Below are 18,191 nucleotides of genomic sequence, written 5' to 3'. Positions count from 1 at the left end.
GCATTCCAGGAGACACCCCCATGCTGAACCCATCGCAAGAGATCGATTACGGCACGCCCAGGCGCGAGTCGACCGAGGAGGTCACGCTCGAGATCGATGGCATGCCGGTGACGGTGCCCAAGGGCACGTCGCTCATGCGCGCGGCCGTCGATGCCGGCGTGCAGGTGCCCAAGCTGTGCGCGACCGACAGCCTGGAGCCCTTCGGCTCCTGCCGGCTCTGCCTGGTGGAGATCGACGGGCGCAAAGGCTATCCGGCGTCCTGCACCACGCCCGCCGAAGCCGGCATGAAGGTGCGCACGCAAAGCCCGAAGCTGCAGGAGTTGCGCAAGGGCGTGATGGAGCTCTACATCTCCGATCATCCGCTCGACTGCCTCACCTGCGCCGCCAATGGCGACTGCGAGCTGCAGGACATGGCCGGCGTGACCGGGCTGCGCAACGTGCGCTACGGCGACGGCGGCGCCAGCCACCTGAACAGTGCCAAGGACGAATCGAACCCCTACTTCACCTACGACCCGTCCAAGTGCATCGTCTGCAACCGCTGCGTGCGCGCTTGTGAAGAGACGCAAGGCACCTTCGCGCTTACCATCAGCGGCCGCGGCTTCGAGTCGCGCGTATCGGCGGGCCAGGACCAGCCATTCATGGAATCCGATTGCGTGAGCTGCGGCGCCTGCGTGCAGGCCTGCCCCACCGCCACGCTGCAGGAGAAGTCGGTGATCTGGCTGGGCCAGCCCGAGCACAGCGCCATCACCACCTGCGCCTACTGCGGCGTGGGCTGCGGCTTCAAGGCCGAGATGAAGGGCAACGAGGTGGTGCGCATGGTGCCCTGGAAGGACGGCAAGGCCAACGAAGGCCATTCGTGCGTGAAGGGCCGCTTTGCCTGGGGCTACGCCACTCACAAGGACCGGGTACTCAAGCCCATGATCCGCAGCAGGATCACCGACCCGTGGCAGGAAGTGAGCTGGGACGAAGCGGTCAATTACGCTGCCAGCGAGTTTCGCCGCATCCAGGCCAAGTACGGCACCGATTCCATCGGCGGCCTGGTGTCCTCGCGCTGCACCAACGAAGAGGGCTACCTGGTGCAGAAGCTGGTACGCGCGGCCTTCGGCAACAACAACGTCGACACCTGCGCGCGCGTGTGCCACTCGCCCACCGGCTACGGGCTGAAGCAGACCATGGGCGAATCGGCCGGCACGCAGACCTTCAAGTCGGTCGAGAAGTCGGACGTGATCATGGTGATCGGCGCCAACCCGTCGGACGGCCACCCGGTGTTTGCGTCGCGCATGAAGCGCCGCCTGCGCGCCGGTGCCCGGCTGATCGTGATCGACCCGCGCACCATCGACCTGGTGAAGTCGCCCCACGTCAAGGCCGACCATCACCTCAAGCTCAAGCCCGGCACCAACGTGGCCGTGATCAGCGCGATGGCGCACGTGATCGTGACCGAAGGCCTGGTCGACGAGGCCTTCGTGGCCGAGCGCTGCGAGGCCAAGTCGTTCAACGAGTGGCGCGAATTCGTTGCGCGCCCGGCCAACTCGCCCGAGGCGATGGAAGCAGTGACCGGCGTGCCGGCCGCCGACCTGCGCGCCGCCGCGCGACTGTTCGCCCAGGGCCATGACGGCAAGCGGAATGCCGCCATCTATTACGGCCTCGGCGTCACGGAGCACAGCCAGGGCTCGACCATGGTGATGGGCATCGCCAACCTGGCCATGGCCACCGGCAACGTGGGCCGCGAAGGCGTGGGCGTGAATCCGCTGCGCGGCCAGAACAACGTGCAGGGCTCCTGCGACATGGGGTCGTTCCCGCACGAGCTGCCGGGCTACCGCCATGTGTCGGACAGCACCGCGCGCGGCAGTTTCGAATCCGCCTGGGGCGTGGAACTGCGGCCCGAACCGGGCCTGCGCATTCCCAACATGTTCGATGCCGCCATCACCGGCAGCTTCAAGGGCCTGTACTGCGAAGGCGAGGACGTGGTCCAGTCGGACCCGAACACGCAGCATGTGGCCGAGGCCATGATGGCGATGGAATGCATCGTCGTGCAGGACCTGTTCCTGAACGAAACCGCCAAGTACGCCCACGTGTTCCTGCCGGGCGCGTCGTTCCTGGAGAAGGACGGCACCTTCACCAATGCCGAGCGCCGCATCTCGCGCGTCACCAAGGTCATGCCGCCGAAGGCCGGCTACGCGGATTGGGAGGTGACGCAGCTGCTCTCCAACGCGCTGGGCTACCCCATGAACTACACCAGCGCCGAAGAGATCATGAACGAGATCGCCGCGCTGACGCCGACCTTCACGGGCGTGAGCTACGCCAAGCTGGCAAAGCTGGGCAGCGTGCAATGGCCGTGCAACGAGGCCGCGCCGGAGGGCACGCCGACCATGCACATCGGCGAGTTCGTGCGCGGCAAGGGCAAGTTCATCATCACGCAGTACGTGCCGACCGACGAGAAGGTCACGCGCATGTACCCGCTGATCCTGACCACCGGGCGCATCCTGTCGCAGTACAACGTGGGCGCGCAGACCCGCCGCACCGCGAACAACCAGTGGCACAGCGAGGACCGGCTGGAAATCCATCCGAACGACGCCGAGGACCGCGGCATCGCCGAGGGCGACTGGGTCGGCATCAAGAGCCGGGCCGGCGAGACCGTGCTGCGGGCCACCATCACCGATCGCGTGCAGCCGGGCGTGGTGTACACCACCTTCCACTTCCCCGAATCGGGCGCCAACGTGATCACCACCGACAACTCCGACTGGGCCACCAACTGCCCCGAGTTCAAGGTGACCGCGGTGCAGGTGATGCCGGTGATGCAGCCTTCCGAATGGCAGCAGGAGTACAGCCGGTTCAATGCCCTGCAGGAAGAGCTGCTGACCAAGCGGCTCGAACAAACGGCAGAAACGGCGGCAACCAAATGAACCTGGCCGACGTACCGCTGCGGCCAGGAGGCGCGGAGCTCTTGCCCGTGCGCGGCGTGCGCGCACGCCAGGCGTTCGACAACCGCGACTGGGTGGCCGTGGAGGTGCCGGTCGCGCTGGAGTTCAACGGCATCGCGCACGCCGTGATGCTGGCAACGCCGACCGACCTGGCCGATTTTGCGCTGGGCTTCGCGCTCAGCGAGGGCATCCTGCTCGGGCGCGGGGAGCTCTACGGCATCGAGGAGGAGTTCGCGCCCGAAGGCATCACGCTCAAGCTCGACGTGGCAAGCGCGGCTTTCGCGCGGCTGAAAGAGCGCCGCCGCTCGATGGCCGGACGCACGGGCTGCGGGTTGTGCGGCACCGAGAGCCTGGCGCATGTCGCGCGTGCGCTGCCACCTCTGCCGCACGGCCCGGCACTTTCGAAGAACGCCGTCGCCCGCGGCATGCGCGAGCTCGCATCGCTGCAGGTGCTGCAGAAGGTCACCGGCGCCGTGCACGCGGCGGCCTGGTGCACCGCCAATGGCGAAGCCCTGCTGGTGCGCGAAGACGTCGGGCGGCACAACGCGCTCGACAAGCTCGTCGGCGCGCTCGCAAAAAGCACGGTGGACGCCGCCACGGGCTTCATTGCCGTGACCAGCCGCGCGAGTTTCGAGATGGTGCAAAAGACCGTCGCGGCCGGCGTGCCGCTGCTGGCGGCGGTGTCGGCCTCGACCTCGCTGGCCACGGCGGTCGCGCAAGACGCCGGCCTGACGCTGGCGGGCTTCGTGCGCGGCGACGACCTGGTCATCTACACCCACCCGTGGCGGCTGAACGGCCTGCCCGCCAACGCCTGAGGTTTTTCTGCAATGCACGTCGACCAGTTGATTCGCATGGTGAACCAGATGGGCAGCTTCTTCGAAGCCATGCCCGACCGCAGCGAAGCCCTGCATGACCTGGCGCAGCATCTCAAGCGCTTCTGGGAGCCGCGCATGCGCAGGGAGCTGCTCGCGCACCTGGATGCCGATGGGTCCGGGGAACTGAACCCGGTGTCGGCCGAGGCGATCCGGGTTCACCGGGCGCTGCTCGAATAGCGCGAAGGGCCGCGCCAGGCGCCGCGCCGGGTAACCTCGCGGCATGGATTCCCTGATTGCCGCCTCCGCGCGCGCGCTCGCTGCCGGCGACGCACTTGGCGCCCTCAAGCGGGTCGCCCTGCGCGACGACCCGCCCGCACTGGCCCTGCGCGGCATCGCGATGGCGCAGCTGGGCGAGCATCCGCGCGCGCGCGAACTGCTGCGGCGCGCCAGCCGCGGCTTCGGGGCTCATGAAGAACTGGCGCGTGCGCGCTGCGTCGTGGCCGAGGCCGAGGTGGCCATGGCCATGCGCGATTTCGGCGGCTCGCCGCGCGCGCTCGCGGCGGCCGCGGCCACGCTCGATGCCCACGCCGACCGCGCCAACGCGATGCAGGCACGGCTCATCGCGGCGCGCCGGCTGCTGCTGCTCGGCCGCCTGGAAGCGGCCACGGCCGCGCTGGCGCCGCTGGACGCGCGGGACCTGCCCCCCTCGCTGGCGGCCGTGGCCGAGCTGACCGCGGCGGAACTGGCGCTGCGTTCGCTGCAGGTTGGCCCGGCGCGCGCGGCGCTCGCCCGCGCGCACCAGGCGGCCGACCGTGCGCGTGTGCCGGCGCTGCTGGCCGAGGTGGCGGAGGCGCAGGCCGCGCTCGACCGCCCTGCCGCCCGGCGCCTCTTGCCCGGCGGCGAGCAGCCGCTGCGCCTGGGCGAAGTCGCCGCGCTGCTGGCCTCCGATGCGCTGGTGGTCGACGCCTGCCGCCGCGGCGTGGGTGCTGGCGATGCGTGGCGGCCGCTGGCGCGCCGGCCGGTGCTCTTTGAGTTGGCGCGCGCATTGGCCGAGGCATGGCCCGGCGACGTGGATCGCGAAGCCTTGATCGCTTGCGCGTTCAACACCCGCCGTCCCGACGAGACGCATCGCGCGCGCCTGCGGGTGGAGATCGGCCGGCTGCGCGCGCTGGTTGCGGCGCAGGCCGGCATCGAGGCCACCGCGCGCGGCTTTGCGCTCAAGCCGCGCGACGCACGCGAAGTGGTCGTGCTGGCGCCGCCCATCGACGGCGAGCAGGCCTCGCTGGTGGCGCTGCTGTCCGATGGCGCAGCCTGGTCGACCTCGGCGCTGGCGCTGGCACTGGGCGCCAGCCAGCGCACGGTGCAACGCGCGCTCGCCGAGCTCGAGGCCGAAGGCCGGGTGCGCTCCATCGGCCGGGCGCGGGCGCAGCGCTGGCTGGCGCCGCCGCTCGCGGGATTCACGACGATCTTGTTACTCCCCGCCGCGCTGCCGATTGAATAGAGTTGTCTCCACGGCGCCGGTCCCGGCGCCCGCCACACACAAGGAGCCAGCGATGAACAGCACCACAGCCAGCAAGAAAGACAAGTCCCCGGTCGTGCCGCGTGCGGCCGAGATCGTGCGCGAGTACGGGCCCTTCGGCGGTGACGGCAGCGTGGCCGGCGTGACCCACGACGGCCAGCGCGTCTGGGCGGCCACCGGCACGCGGCTGGTGGCTTTCGATCCGGCGAGCGGCGAGACCACGCGCACGCTCGATTGCGTCTGCGATGCGGGCACCGCCTTCGACGGCACCTATCTCTATCAAATCGCAAAGGCGCGCATCGACAAGATCGATCCGGCCAGCGGCAAGGTGCTGTCGTCGATCCCCACGCCCGGCCACGGCGGCGACTCGGGGCTGACCTGGGCCGAGGGCAGCCTGTGGGTCGGGCAACACCGCGATCGCAAGATCCACCAGATCGATCCGGTGAGCGGCGCGGTGTTGCGCACCATCGAATCGAACCGCTTCGTCACCGGCGTGACCTGGGTCGACGGCGAACTGTGGCACGGCACCTGGGAAAACGACGAAAGCGAGCTGCGCCGCGTCGACCCTGCCGACGGCGCGGTGCTCGAGCGCCTGGAGATGCCGCGCGGCGCCAACGTGAGCGGGCTCGAGTCCGACGGAGCCGACCTCTTCTATTGCGGTGGCGGCGGCAGCGGCAAGGTCCGCGCCGTGCGCCGCCCGAGAGCCACCAAGGCCTGAGCGGCCAAACCCGCTCCCCGGCGCGCCAGGTGTGGCAGCACCCGCGCGCTGACAACCCCCTTTCGGTTTGCTTGCCGAAGAAGAGCGCGCCGGCCACCAGGCGGGTGGAGCTGCGCATGGACCCACCTGGATACGGCTCATCGAGCCGAAGGAGAAACACATGAACACCGCCATTGCCGAAACCAGCACCGCCAACCATCCCGTCGTGTCCAAGGACCGATGGCTCGCGCAGCGCAAGGCCCTGCTGGCGCGCGAAAAGGAACTGACCCACCTGCGCGACCAGATCGCCCGCGAGCGCCGCGCCCTGCCGTGGACCCGCATCGCGAAGAACTACGTCTTCGACGCCCCCGAGGGCCCGCGTGCGCTGGCCGATCTGTTCGAAGGCCGGCGCCAGTTGCTGGTGCAGCACTTCATGCTCGGCCCGGATTGGGAGCAGGGCTGCCCGAGCTGCTCCTACATGTCCGATCACCTCGACGGGATGAAGGTGCACCTGGAGAACCGCGACGTCACGCTGCTGGTCGTCTCGCGCGCGCCGCTGGCCGAGATCGAGCGCTTTCGCCAGCGAATGGGCTGGCAGTTCAGGTGGGTGTCGTCGCATGGCAGCGACTTCAACTACGACTTCAACGTCAGCTTCAAGCCGCAGGAGTGGGCCGAGGGCAAGGGCGAGGTCTACTACAACTACAGCGTGCGGCCGTTTCCGGCGCAGGAGGCACCCGGCATCAGCGTGTTCTACAAGGACGACGCGGGCAATGTCTTCCACACCTATTCGACCTATGAGCGCGGCGTGGAAGCGATGATGGGTGCCTACAGCCTGCTCGATCTCACGCCCAAGGGCCGCGACGAACCCAACCCGGTCCATGCGATGGACTGGGTGCGGCACCACGACCGCTACGAGTCCTCGTCACCGGCCGCGAAGCCGGCGGCCGCGGCGGGTTCGTGCTGCCACGCGTCGGACTGAACGCCGAGCGCGCCGAACCTGCGAGAACGTCATGGCAAGCCTCTGGCCGTGGCTGGTGGTGGCGGGCGTCGGTGCCCTTCACGGGCTGAACCCCGCGACCGGCTGGATGTGGGCGGCGGCCTGGGGCGTGCGTTCGCGCGACCGCGTGCAAGCGTTGCGGGCGCTGGTGCCTATCGCCATCGGGCATGCCGCCTCCGTGGCGCTGGTGGCAGGCGCGGTGGTCTTCGGCCTGTCGATGGACCGCGTCGTGCTGCAAATTTCGGCGGGCGTGCTGGTGGCCGTCTTTGCGGTGCTTCACCTGTCGGGCCGCACACCCAGCGCGGCGCGCGCGCCGGCCGGGCATGCGGGAATGGCGCTCTGGTCTTTCATGATGTCCACCGCGCACGGCGCCGGCCTGATGCTGGTGCCGGCGCTGATTCCGCTGTGCATGGGCGATGCCTCGGCCCGCGAGATCGGCGCGTCGGGCTCGCTGATGCTGGCGTTCGCGGCCGTCGGCGTTCACACCGTGGCCATGCTCGCCGTGACCGGTGCGATCGCGGTCGGCGCCTGCCGCGGCTTCGATGCCGGTGCGCGCTGGGTATCGAGGCTCAGGCGAAAGCTGCCACCTGCAGCTGCGCATCGCTCTTGACTCGGTCCGCGGTGGTCACCGCGGCGAGTCCCACGGCCATCCGCCGGCTTCCATAAGCCGCTGTTATGAATAAAGGACGGAGCGCGCCATTCCGCGGCGGCGCGTCCGTGCCGATACTTCCGCCTCACCTTCAGGAGGCACGCCCTGTTCCCCGCACACCGCCCCCCAGGGGCATCGCAAGTTCTCGACGCTTCGCGAGAGATTCGCGCCGTCGACAGCCATGCGCATGTCTTTCTCGGCAGCCTGCCTTTCACGCAGCGCCCCCGGCATGCGCCGGACTACGACGCGACGCCGCAGGCATACCTCGGCCTGCTCGATGCCCACGACGTTTCGCACGCCGTGCTGGTGCAGCCGAGTTTCCTGGGCACGGACAACAGCTTCATGCTCGACGTGCTGCGCGCGCATCCGAACCGCCTGCGCGGCGTCGCGGTGGTCGCCCCCGACACGCCGCTCGACCATTTGCAGGCGCTCGCCGGTTCGGGTGTCTGCGGCATCCGCCTCAACCTCGTGGGCCTGCCGCTGCCGGATCTTTCGCAGCCTGTGTGGCAGACCCTGCTGGGGCATGTTCGCAGCCTCGACTGGCATGTCGAGGTGCACCGGCCTTCGCAGGACCTGGCCGCGGTGGGCCGGCCGGTGCTCGATGCCGGCTGCAAGCTGGTGGTCGACCACTTCGGGCGCCCCGGCGAGGACATCGCCAGCGACCGCGGCTTCGACTGGCTCTTGGGCGCCGCCGTGGACGGCCGCACGTGGGTCAAGCTGTCGGCCGCCTATCGCAACTGGCGCGATCCACTCGGGCCCGAGGCGCGCCGGGCCGCGAGGCTGCTGCTCGATGCCTGCGGCCCGCGCCGCCTGCTGTGGGGCAGCGACTGGCCCCATACCCAGCATCGCGAACGCACGGGCTATTCGCAAAGTTTCGCGGCGCTTCGCGACTGGGTTCCCGACCCCGAGGCGCGGCATTGCATCCTGGCCGAAACACCGGCCGCGCTTTTCCACTTTTAAGGAGACACCATGAAAGCAAACAACAGCGCACGGCGCGCCTGGATCCCGGCGGCCTGCATCGGCGCGGCGCTCGTCCTCAGCACCTTGAGCGCGGCGGCAGAGGCGTGGCCGACGAAGCCCGTGAAGATGGTCGTGACCTACCCGCCGGGCGGCACGGTCGATGCGGTGGCGCGGGTGATCGCGCCCAAGCTCTCGGCCCGGCTCGGGCAGCCGGTGGTGATCGACAACCGCGCAGGCGCGGGTGGCGCGATCGGTGGCGACCTGGTGGCCAAGAGCGCGCCCGACGGCTACACGGTCATGCTCGACGCCTCCAACCATTCGCAAAATCCCGCGCTGCGAAGCAAGATGCCGTTCGACACGCTGCGCGACCTCGCGCCGGTCTCGCTGCTGGTGCGGGTGCCCAACGTGCTGGTTGCGAATCCCGCCGCCCCCATCAAGGACGTGAAGGACCTCATCGCGCAGGCCAAGGCCAAGCCCGAGCAGATCAACTACGCGTCGTCGGGCAACGGCTCGGCGCAGCATCTTGCTGCGGAACTCTTCGGTGTGGTGGCCGGCGTGCGCATGACCCACGTGGCCTACAAGGGCGGCGGGCCCGCGCTTACCGACGTGATGGCGGGCCAGGTGCCGGTGTTTTTTGCCAGCCTGGCGTCGAGCCTGCCGTACATCCAGGGCGGCAAGCTGCGTGCGCTGGCCGTGACCGGCAAGGCGCGCTCGCCGGTGCTGCCGCAGATTCCGACCGTGGCCGAATCGGGGCTGGCGGGCTATGAGGTCTACGAGTGGAACGGCGTGTTCGTTCCGGCCGCAACGCCCGCGTCGGTGGTCGAGCGGCTGTCGAAGGAGCTCTCGGCCGTGATGCGGGAGCCCGACGTCCGCGCCCGCCTGGAAGCCATGGGCGCCGAGGTCATCGGCTCCACGCCGGCCGAGCTGGAGAGCTTCCGCCGCGCCGAGATCGCCAAGTGGACGCAGGTCGCCAGGACCAACAAGATCGCGCTGGACTAGGCGAGCAACTCCGCGAAGGCATCCGCGAAGGTCGGGCGCGACCGCGCAAGCCACATCGCGGACAGCTCGAAAGGCGGAAGCCCTGCCCCGTCGCGCACCTGCGCATAGCGCACGCCTTCATGGCGAAGCGCGCGAACCGAACTCGGCAGCAGCGACCAGCCGAGGCCGGCCGCCACGCATGACAGCACGGTCAAGGTGCGGTTGGCATCCTGCACGATGCGCACCTCATGCCCCGCAGCGCGAAACGCGGCCAGCATCTGGGTGCGCAAGGCCGACATCTGCAGGCTGGGAAACCACACCAGGCCATGCGCGGCAATCTCATGGAGCGAGACGCAGCCGTCGGCCTGCGTCTCGTAGCCGGCGGGCAAGGCCGCCACCAGCTGTTCCTCGCCCAGCCGTTTCTCGTGCACCCGCGCGTTGACCGCCACGGGCGGATGCAGCAGCGCGATGTCGATGCGCCCGCCTTCCAATGCCTCGACCTGCTCCGCATTGCTCATCTCGCGCAGTGAGATGTCGAGCTGCGGGTACGCCTCGCGCAGGCGCCGGAGTGCGCGAGGCAGCACTTCATAAACCGCATGCGTGACGAAGCCAATGGTGAGCCGCCCTGCCCGTCCGGCGCCCACGGCGCGAATGCGCTCGGTCGCGGCGTCGCTGTGCGCGAGGCTCGCCCGCAGATCGTCGATGACCGCGAGCCCGGCTTCGGTGAGCGTGGCGCCGCGGCGCGTGCGCGTGAAGAGCTTGGTGCCGACCTCGCGCTCGAGCCGGTTCAGCATCTGCGTCAGCGCGGGCTGGGCCAGGCCAAGATGCTCAGCGGCGCGCGTCAGGCTGCCGGCCTCCGCGATCGCGACCACACAACGCATCTGCCGGGTTTCCATGCGGCATTCTAATATTCGCCTTTTATGTGTCACAGAAATAATTGACAATTATTCGTGTGAGGGATACATTGCATTTATTCGCATCACGAATAATCTGTATGCAGTACCCCCTGTCGAATCCCGTGCAGCTGGCCCACCTTCTCATGTCCGCCCGCAAGGCGAAGGGGCTGACGCAGGCCGCGGCGGCCGCGCGCGTGGGCATCAGCCAGAGCCGGCTGTCGGTGCTCGAAACCGATCCCTCGTCGCTGACATTCGAACAGCTGCTCGCCTTGATGAGCCTGTACGAGCTGCGCGTGACGGCGCACGACAAGCGCCCGGCCAGCGCACCGGGGAGCTGGTGAGATGGGCAGGAAATCCCACGCCCAGACGCTCTCGATCTGGGCCAACGGTTTGCGGGTCGGCATCTGGCGCATCCCGGCGCGCGGTGCGGTCGAGCTCCAGTACGACCGGGCCTGGAAGGATTCGCCGGCTGGCCGGCCGCTGTCGCTCTCGCTGCCTTTCGGCGTCGACGAGGCGCCGCTGCGGGGCGAGCGGGTGCAGAACTATTTCGACAACCTGCTGCCCGACAGCGACGCCATCCGCAAGCGCATCGCCAGCCGCTTCGGCACCGGGTCGGTCGATCCCTTCGACCTGCTGAGGGCCATCGGCCGCGATTGCGTGGGTGCCGTTCAGCTGCTCGAGGAAGACGAAACGCCGGGAAACGTGCAAGGCATCGACGCCACCGTGCTCGGCGACGAGGACATCGAACAGCTCCTCGAGCAAACGGTTTCCGCCACGGCGTTCGGCGCTGCGGGCGACGAAGACGACTTCCGCATCTCGCTGGCCGGTGCGCAGGAGAAAACCGCGTTGCTGCGGCACAAGGGAAAGTGGCTGCGCCCGCATGGCGCGACGCCCACCACGCACATCCTCAAACTGCCCCTGGGCCTGGTGGGCAACCGGAAGATCGACCTCGGCACCTCGGTCGAGAACGAGTGGCTGTGCCTCAATATCCTGCGGGAGTTCGGGCTGCCGGTCGCTCAGACCGACATCCATACCTTCGGCCGGCAGAAGGTCCTCGGCGTCACGCGCTTCGACCGCCAGCTGCACCCTGACGGCAGCTGGTATCTGCGGCTTCCGCAGGAGGATTTCTGCCAGGCCCTGGGCGTGCCGCCGCACGCCAAGTACGAAGCCGATGGCGGTCCGGGCCTGGAGGACCTCGCGCGCATCCTGCGGCAGTCGGAGAACGCCGAGGCGGACCTGCGCACGCTGCTCACCGCCCAGATCCTGTTCTGGATGCTGGCCGCGCCCGACGGCCATGCCAAGAACTTCAGCCTGCATCTGCTTGCCGGCGGCCTGTTCAGGATGACGCCGCTCTACGACGTGATGTCGATCTGGCCCGCGGCCGGCACCGGCCCCAACCAGTTCAACTGGCACCGCGCCAAGCTGGCCATGGCGGTCTCGGGCAAGAACCGGCACTACCTGATGAAGGACATCCAGCGCCGGCACTTCAATGCCATGGCGGCCAAGTGCTTCTTCGCGCCTTCGGCGGAGCCGATCATCGAGCGCATCCTGGAACGGACACCCGCCGTCATCGACAAGGTGGCGGCCGCCCTGCCCGCGGGATTTCCGGCTCATGTCAGCGACGGCATCCTGAACGGACTGCGCGGGTCGGCGAGGCAACTCGCCGGCATGGCGCCGGGCTGATTCTTGTGGCACAGCCCTACTGCGCTTCGATGCCGAACTCCCGCATGCGCCGGGTGATGACATCGAAATCGCGCTTGTAGTTCAGGGCGAACTGCTCGGGCGTGGTGTTGAGCATTTCCAATCCGCGCTCCGCCATGCGCGCCTGGATCTCGGCGTTGGCGGCGGCGGTGCGCAGCGCCACCATCAACCGTTCGATGGCAGCGGGCGGCGTCTTGGCGGGCGCGACGAAAGCGATCCACACGGCGGCCTCGAACAAGGGGTCGTCGAAGCCGAGCTCGCGCATCGTCGGCACCTGCGGCAGCACGGCCGAGCGCTCGCGCCCCATGATGGCCAGCGGAACGATCTTGCCCGCCTGCACGTGCTGGCGCGCGAGGCCCGCGGAGGTGAGCCCGACGCTCACGGTGTTGCTCAGCAGGTCAGCCATCACGGGCGCCTCTCCGCGCTGCGGCACATGGACCATGTGGGCGTCGAGCTTGCGGTTGAGCGCCTCGCCCGCCAGATGGCCAAGACCTCCGGGGCCCCAGGTGCCATAGCTGAGTTTCTGGTCCGGCCTGGCGGCCAGTCTGCGGAACTCGTCCATGCCCTTCACGCCGAGCTGGAGGTTGGCCGAGAGGATGGCCGGGCTGCGCACGACCTGGGTGAGAAAAGCGAAGTCGCGCTGCGGGTCGTAGGGCAGTGTCTTGTAGAGCGCGACATTGTTGATGAGCGAATCGCCCAGCGTGACCGCGATCGTGTAGCCGTCGGGCGCGGCCCGCGCCACCTCGCCCAAGCCCACGGCGCCGTTCGCGCCGGCGCGGTTGTCGATGACGAAGGGCTGGCCCAGGAGCTTCGCGGCATGCTCGCCGATGAGGCGCGCGACGAAGTCGGTGGCCCCGCCCGCCTGGGCCGTCACGACGACGCGGATCGGCTTGGTCGGGAACGACGTTCCTTGCGCCGGGCTCCCGAGCGGCAGCCCGGCGAGCATGGCGAAACCCATGGTGAGAAAGTGGCGGCGCATCGGGAGCTCCTTTTGTCTCTGTCTGTTTTGAGGTTCTTCGTGCAGCTCAGCCAGCGGCCGGCATGTCCCGCTCGCGCTCGACTTCCTGCTGCAGCAGCCGGCGGTACTGGACCAGCGCGGCGTCCATGGCGAGCGGCAGCATCTGTGCTTCGGGATCGACGTTCAGGTATTGCGCGGTGATCATTCCGCGGTCTTCCTCGAATGCGGTCACGAGGCCCCGGTAGATGGTCTCGGTGACCGCGGGGTCGGCGATGCTGCTTCGGTGCGATTGCTGGAAGAAGTAGTGGGTGGTCGTTTCCGTTTCGGGCGTCAGCGTCTGGCAGCTGTGCAGCTGCACGCCGCCGCGCAGGTCGTCCTCGGCCTGCCCCACCGGTGCGCCGCCCGACTTCATCAGCAAGGTTCCGGGCAGGACGAAGTCGTAGATGAAGTAGCGGTCGACGTTGCGATCGAAGCTCTGGAACGATCTCCAGAAAGGCGACGGAGGAACGTCGGGTACGTGCCGCGTCACGCGGATGCCGCGCGGCACTCTCTCGATTTTCGGAACGGCCTGGGCGATGGCCGTCGATCCGCCCAGCGTGCCCTCATGCACATAGCTCAGGTGCGAGAAGTCGAGCAGGTTGTCGCAGACCAGGAGATAGGGGGTGTCGTAGTGGACATAGCCGGGCTCGTAGCGCCAGTCGGGGTGGTCGCACGAGAAGTTGTCCGGCAGCAGGGCCCGGTCTGCCAGCGTCGGTTCGCCCATCCAGACGAACACCCATTTGTTGTGCGAGACCACCGGATAGGTCCGCACGCGCGCCTTCACGGGAATGTTGGCCAGTCCGGGCGCCTCCACGCAGGCGCCGTCGGCCGCGAACTTGAGGCCGTGATAGCCGCAGCGCACGCAGTCGCCTTCGCGGCGCCCGCGAGACAGCGGCGCGTGCCGGTGGCAGCAGCGGTCCTGCAGGGCGACGAGCTCGCCGCTCTCGGTTCGGTAGACCAGGATCGGCTCGTTGAGCACCGTGCGCGTGAACAGCGCATCGGCGGAAATCTCGTGATCCCATGCAATGACGTACCAGCAATTTCGAACCCACATGCCTGTCTCCAAGAGTCCAGGCAATGTAGAAATTCGCGCGGCTTCCGTCTGTCCCCGCCGAAGGGTACGAAACCCTCAGGGCGATCCCCTAGTGAGTGAAACGCAGCAGCTGCTGGCGACCGTGGATCGACAGCTTCAGGTAGGCGCGCTTGCGCAGCGTCGTCACGGTCGACGAGGCAACGCCCAGTTCGGCGGCGATGCCATCGGCACCCATGCCGCAGGCGATGCGCGCGCATACCTCGCGCTCGCGCGCCGAGAGCTGGGGCGCCGTGCGCTGCAGCGTGCGCTCGATGCCCGCCACACGCAATGGCGTATCGGGCGATGCGAGCTGCGCGAAGAGCGCGTTGCGGTGCGCCCGCTTCAGGAGGGGCGCCAGCCCGAGCAGCCGTGCCACATCCGCCTCCTCGAACTTTCCGTTCTGCCGGTTGCGGTACAGGTTGATCGCGAAGATCGTCCGGGGCACGGGCGAATAGAGAAAGCTCAGCCGCCCTGTCAAATGCCGGCCGATGAAGATCTGGTCGCGCCACGCCGGATCGGGGATGTCCGCCGCGTCGTACAGCAAGGCGGTCACCGGTGCTTGGGCCAGTGCCTCCGCGCTCATGCGCGCGGCCAGGCGGGTGATGTCGTCCGCATGCCGGAAGCGCTTCTTGTAGAGCGAGAAACACTCCGCCGTGATGTTGTCGCGCCGGCCGGCCGCATGCCCTTCCACCTGCGACGGAACGCCGTCGATGTACTCCACGAGCGAGATGTATTCGACCGGCACGACGTGGTTGATGAAGTCGAGCATGTTGAGCGCCGGCGCCTGCTCGCTGCCTGCATCGAGCAGATGCGCGACGGCGCCAGCATCCAGCAGCTGGCCCGCAGGTGGCGTGTCGAGAAACCAGGTGGAAGGCATCGCGGCCCAATATAGGCATGCGGCGCCAATTTCAACAGGGTGGAAGCCCGCAGGAGCCGGCGCGGCAGGGCCAAGGCCCGCCCGGTCAGCGAATGCCCAGCGGGTGGTCGAGCGACAGACGGCCGCCGCCGCGGCCCACCAGGTACAGCAGCAGCGCGGCCCACGAGAGGTGCGTTGGCCATGCGTCCGGGTAGACGAAGATCTGGATCACCAGCGTCATGCCCAGCAAGGCCAGCGCCGACAGGCGCGTGAAGAGGCCCAGCACCAGCAGCAGCGGGAACAGATGCTCTGCGTAGGCCGCGAGGTGCGCTGCAATCTCGGGTGGCACGAACGGCAACCTGTATTCGGTGCGGAACAGCTCGTAGGCGCTGTCGGTCAGGGTGAGAAAGCCTTCGACCTTGGTGCGTCCCGAATAGAAGAAGATCGCCGCCACGGCCACGCGCGTGGCCAGTGCCAGCGGATCGTGGCTCACCAACCGCGTGAGCCGTTCGGCCACCGAGTTCCAATGCGCGCGAAGACCGCGAGGGTTGCTGCTCTCGATCGGCGCGGAAGCCTGAAGGTGGGTGCTCATGGTGCTCTTTCGTTGGATGCAGGCATTGCAGAAGTGCCGATGAATGCGCCGGCGCGCAGCAGGGTTGCAAAGGTGGCTGAGACGTCTGCCTCCGCGTCGGCAGCCAGCGCGCGTTCCGCCGCCTCGGCAAGAGAGGCTCCGTCGGCACAAGCGTCGAGGAAGGCGCAGCCGGCCTTGGTGATCTCGTGCCAGTTCACCGTGTCGTGGGGCCGCGCCAACAGCGCGCCCTCGCCGCGCCAGGCCAGTTCTTCACCGACGGCACTCTGCCGGCGATTGCGCTCCCAGATGCTGTAGACCGGCTGCGCGTCGAACCATGCCCAGCGTGCGGACGGATGCGGCGTGAGTGCGAGGGCCGCGATCTGTTCGGGCGTGTGGCGCGCGATCCATGCGGCGTCGGCGGCAGGTGCGTTTCGCGCGGCATGGGCTTCGCGCCAGAGGATGTCGAGTTGCGCGACGCCGGGCAGGTAGACGAGCTCCGCGGCCGGTTCGAAGCCGCGCAGGAAATCGGGAAAGCCGCCGCCGTAGTGCAGCAGGCGCCCATCGCGCGGCACGTCGGCGGCCACGTAGAGTGCGGCGGCGGCGCGAAACCATTCCTCGCCCACCAGCCGCGCAACGGTCGGGAAGTTGGCCTGCAGCGCATCGATGCAAGCCTTCATCACCGTATTGCGGTACACCGCGAAAGCAGGCTGCATGGCAAGCGCCCGCACCGCCGGATGCACGGCTTGCGACGGATCGAACAAGGCCTCTGCAAAGGCCTGCTGAAACTGGCCGTGCGGCGTGTTCATGCCATGGCCTCCTGCGCCGCGCGCTGCAGTTCGGCCGTAGCTGTTTCCCGTTCGGCCATGAGTTCGCCGAAGGCCGGCACATTGCCGTCGCGCTCGATCAGCGTGGGCCGGGCGCCCGCGCGTTCGATGAAGCGCCGGTACAGCTGCCAGACCTCCGGGGCAATGGGTGCATCGTGCGAATCGATCAGCAGGGCATCGCCGAGCGTGGGGTCGGCCGTGTGGCCCGCGAGATGGATCTCGCCGACCGAAGCCTGCGGAAACCGGTCGATCCAGTCCGCGGCCGAAAAGCCCAGGTTGCGTGCGGACACGTAGACGTTGTTGATGTCCAGCAGCAGCTTGCAACCGGTGAGCCGCGACAGCTCGGCAAGAAAATCGATCTCGTCCCATTCGTGCCCGTCGATGTGCAGGTAGTGGGACGGGTTCTCGATCGCGATCACCGTGCCCAGCACGTCCTGCGTGCGCGCGATGTTGGAAGCGATGCGGTGCAGCACGGCGGTGGTGCGTTGAAAAGGCAAGAGGTCGGGAAAGTGCTGGCCGTTCCACGCGGACCAGGCCAGGTGCTCGGAAATCAGCGCCGGCTGGATGCGGCGGGCGAGCGCTGCCAGCCGCTCGAGATGCGCGGCGTCGGGTTCTGCCTCACCCGCGAGCGAGAGCGAGACGCCATGCAGCGACACCGGATGGCGCGAGCGGATCGCTTCGAGCCACCCGATGCGCGGCCCGCCCGCCACCATGTAGTTCTCGGGGTGCACCTCGAACCACAGGCCCTCGGCACGCGCGCCGAGCGCGGCCTCGTAGTGCTCAGGCTTGAGGCCGAGACCGGCCGCAAGAGTGTGGGACATGGCGGCGTGCGCAGTGCGTCGTCGATCAGGACTTGATGGGTGCCAGCGAGCCCATGCCCTTGGGGGTCTTGATCGTGGTGCAGGTGCCGGCAGGAACGTTCTTCCAGGCGTTGCCCTGATAGTCGACCTTGGAGGTCCCCGCACAGGTGGTGCCGGGGCCGGCGGCGCAGTCGTTCTTGCCGGCCATCGAGACGCCGTAGCACTTTTCCATCGTGGCCATCTTGTCGGCCATGGGTTTGTCTTGCGCCATGGCGGAGCCGGCGGCAAGGGCACCCAGCGCAAGGGCGGTGATCGCGAAGGAACGGTTGATCATGGATGAACTCCGAAGATTGATTGAGGTTTGCAACCACGCCCCAATGCGCGGTCACTTGCTAGTTCGCAAGTTGCGCGGCCGGGGTTAGACCGCGGTGGACGATCGGCCAGATCTTTTTTACACCCACCAGCGCCAGCGCGTCCATCCGCCATCGATCGTTGCAACGAGCAGCGATACACTGAGGCCGATATGAGCGGACATCGCTACTTCCGACGTTGCACGACCGCGTTCCTCGTGGTCCTGTCGCTGCTGTTTTCGCAGCTGGCGCTGGCAAGCTACGTGTGCCCCGGCGAGGCAGAGGCGGCATCGATGGCCGGAATGACTATGGCGGCAGGCGAGTCCTGCGAAGGCATGGACACCGCCCAGCCCGTGCTGTGCCACCAGCATGCCGCCGACATGTCGCTGTCCTTTGAGCCGGTGAAGCTCGCGGCGCCTTCGTTGCCCGCCATCGTGCAGGTTCTGCTCGTGCCGCTGGTGCTTGTTGCGCAAGACCACGCGCTGCCGCCGCAGGCCAGGCCCGAATGGCAGCATCCGCCGCCCGATCCCGTCTTTCTCGCGACCCTGAGACTCCGCGTCTGAAATCTCCGTTGACCGACCGGTGCCG

Annotated in this window: 20 protein-coding genes; 12 read left to right on the top strand and 8 right to left on the bottom strand. The window is 68.4% G+C overall.

Annotated features, from left to right (window positions below; all coding sequences use genetic code 11):
* Positions 1-20 precede the first annotated feature (20 nt).
* From fdhF to ACAM55_RS29360, 9 genes are all read left to right on the top strand, one after another.
* A complete protein-coding gene (gene fdhF, locus ACAM55_RS29400; RefSeq protein WP_369656784.1) occupies positions 21-2,903 on the top strand; it encodes a formate dehydrogenase subunit alpha in 2,883 nt (960 codons plus the stop codon).
* Positions 2,900-3,736, top strand: a complete 837-nt coding sequence (fdhD, locus tag ACAM55_RS29395) for a formate dehydrogenase accessory sulfurtransferase FdhD (protein ID WP_369656783.1) — start codon at positions 2,900-2,902, stop codon at positions 3,734-3,736. The genes fdhF and fdhD overlap by 4 nt, the downstream gene beginning before the upstream one ends.
* A 12-nt stretch (positions 3,737-3,748) precedes the next feature.
* A complete protein-coding gene (locus ACAM55_RS29390) occupies positions 3,749-3,973 on the top strand; it encodes a formate dehydrogenase subunit delta (protein WP_093014171.1) in 225 nt (74 codons plus the stop codon).
* Positions 3,974-4,016: 43 nt separating this feature from the next.
* On the top strand, positions 4,017-5,237 hold the full coding sequence (locus ACAM55_RS29385; protein WP_369656782.1) for a helix-turn-helix domain-containing protein: 1,221 nt from the start codon (positions 4,017-4,019) through the stop codon (positions 5,235-5,237).
* A gap of 52 nt (positions 5,238-5,289) precedes the next feature.
* Positions 5,290-5,973 carry a hypothetical protein gene (locus ACAM55_RS29380; protein WP_369656781.1) on the top strand — a complete coding sequence of 228 codons (684 nt, stop codon included), beginning with the start codon at positions 5,290-5,292 and terminating at the stop codon, positions 5,971-5,973.
* Positions 5,974-6,133: 160 nt separating this feature from the next.
* Positions 6,134-6,931, top strand: a complete 798-nt coding sequence (locus tag ACAM55_RS29375; protein ID WP_369656780.1) for a DUF899 domain-containing protein — start codon at positions 6,134-6,136, stop codon at positions 6,929-6,931.
* A 31-nt stretch (positions 6,932-6,962) separates the two neighbouring features.
* Positions 6,963-7,559: a hypothetical protein gene (locus ACAM55_RS29370; protein WP_369656779.1), complete on the top strand. Its 597-nt coding sequence runs from the start codon at positions 6,963-6,965 to the stop codon at positions 7,557-7,559.
* Between the two features lie 201 nt (positions 7,560-7,760).
* Positions 7,761-8,558, top strand: coding sequence for an amidohydrolase (locus tag ACAM55_RS29365; protein ID WP_369657498.1), 798 nt, complete (start codon positions 7,761-7,763; stop codon positions 8,556-8,558).
* Positions 8,559-8,567: 9 nt separating this feature from the next.
* Positions 8,568-9,557 carry a tripartite tricarboxylate transporter substrate binding protein gene (locus tag ACAM55_RS29360; protein WP_369656778.1) on the top strand — a complete coding sequence of 330 codons (990 nt, stop codon included), beginning with the start codon at positions 8,568-8,570 and terminating at the stop codon, positions 9,555-9,557.
* Here the strand turns inward: ACAM55_RS29360 and ACAM55_RS29355 are convergent.
* Positions 9,554-10,432, bottom strand: a complete 879-nt coding sequence (locus tag ACAM55_RS29355) for a LysR family transcriptional regulator (RefSeq protein WP_369656777.1) — start codon at positions 10,430-10,432, stop codon at positions 9,554-9,556. The two genes, ACAM55_RS29360 and ACAM55_RS29355, sit on opposite strands and share 4 nt — an antisense overlap.
* A 143-nt stretch (positions 10,433-10,575) precedes the next feature.
* On the opposite strand from ACAM55_RS29355, the gene ACAM55_RS29350 reads away from it, so the two are divergent.
* Both ACAM55_RS29350 and ACAM55_RS29345 read left to right on the top strand, forming a co-directional pair.
* Positions 10,576-10,773 carry a helix-turn-helix domain-containing protein gene (locus ACAM55_RS29350; RefSeq protein WP_369656776.1) on the top strand — a complete coding sequence of 66 codons (198 nt, stop codon included), beginning with the start codon at positions 10,576-10,578 and terminating at the stop codon, positions 10,771-10,773.
* Between the two features lies 1 nt (position 10,774).
* Complete coding sequence (locus tag ACAM55_RS29345) at positions 10,775-12,115, top strand: type II toxin-antitoxin system HipA family toxin (RefSeq protein ID WP_369656775.1); 1,341 nt, start codon at positions 10,775-10,777, stop codon at positions 12,113-12,115.
* A gap of 16 nt (positions 12,116-12,131) precedes the next feature.
* Here ACAM55_RS29345 and ACAM55_RS29340 read toward each other — a convergent pair whose 3' ends face one another.
* From ACAM55_RS29340 to ACAM55_RS29310, 7 genes are all read right to left on the bottom strand, one after another.
* Positions 12,132-13,112, bottom strand: a complete 981-nt coding sequence (locus ACAM55_RS29340) for a Bug family tripartite tricarboxylate transporter substrate binding protein (protein ID WP_369656774.1) — start codon at positions 13,110-13,112, stop codon at positions 12,132-12,134.
* Between the two features lie 46 nt (positions 13,113-13,158).
* Positions 13,159-14,184, bottom strand: a complete 1,026-nt coding sequence (locus tag ACAM55_RS29335) for a Rieske 2Fe-2S domain-containing protein (RefSeq protein WP_369656773.1) — start codon at positions 14,182-14,184, stop codon at positions 13,159-13,161.
* A gap of 88 nt (positions 14,185-14,272) precedes the next feature.
* Complete coding sequence (locus ACAM55_RS29330) at positions 14,273-15,079, bottom strand: LuxR C-terminal-related transcriptional regulator (RefSeq protein WP_369656772.1); 807 nt, start codon at positions 15,077-15,079, stop codon at positions 14,273-14,275.
* 85 nt (positions 15,080-15,164) lie between these two features.
* On the bottom strand, positions 15,165-15,650 hold the full coding sequence (locus ACAM55_RS29325; RefSeq protein WP_369656771.1) for a DoxX family protein: 486 nt from the start codon (positions 15,648-15,650) through the stop codon (positions 15,165-15,167).
* Positions 15,647-16,435 (bottom strand): DNA-binding domain-containing protein, encoded by a 789-nt coding sequence (locus ACAM55_RS29320; protein ID WP_369656770.1) that lies wholly within the window; start codon positions 16,433-16,435, stop codon positions 15,647-15,649. The genes ACAM55_RS29325 and ACAM55_RS29320 overlap by 4 nt, the downstream gene beginning before the upstream one ends.
* Positions 16,432-17,274, bottom strand: a complete 843-nt coding sequence (locus ACAM55_RS29315) for a DUF692 domain-containing protein (protein ID WP_369656769.1) — start codon at positions 17,272-17,274, stop codon at positions 16,432-16,434. Before ACAM55_RS29315 ends, ACAM55_RS29320 begins: the two co-directional genes overlap by 4 nt.
* Positions 17,275-17,299: 25 nt before the next feature.
* Positions 17,300-17,587, bottom strand: coding sequence for a DUF2282 domain-containing protein (locus ACAM55_RS29310; RefSeq protein ID WP_307578381.1), 288 nt, complete (start codon positions 17,585-17,587; stop codon positions 17,300-17,302).
* A gap of 189 nt (positions 17,588-17,776) precedes the next feature.
* Between ACAM55_RS29310 and ACAM55_RS29305 the strand changes: the two genes are divergently transcribed.
* Positions 17,777-18,166, top strand: coding sequence for a hypothetical protein (locus ACAM55_RS29305; RefSeq protein WP_369656768.1), 390 nt, complete (start codon positions 17,777-17,779; stop codon positions 18,164-18,166).
* Positions 18,167-18,191 lie beyond the last annotated feature (25 nt).

The sequence above is a fragment of the Variovorax sp. V213 genome, from assembly GCF_041154455.1.
GTDB lineage: Bacteria > Pseudomonadota > Gammaproteobacteria > Burkholderiales > Burkholderiaceae_C > Variovorax.
This window is presented reverse-complemented; position numbering and strand designations above follow the sequence as displayed.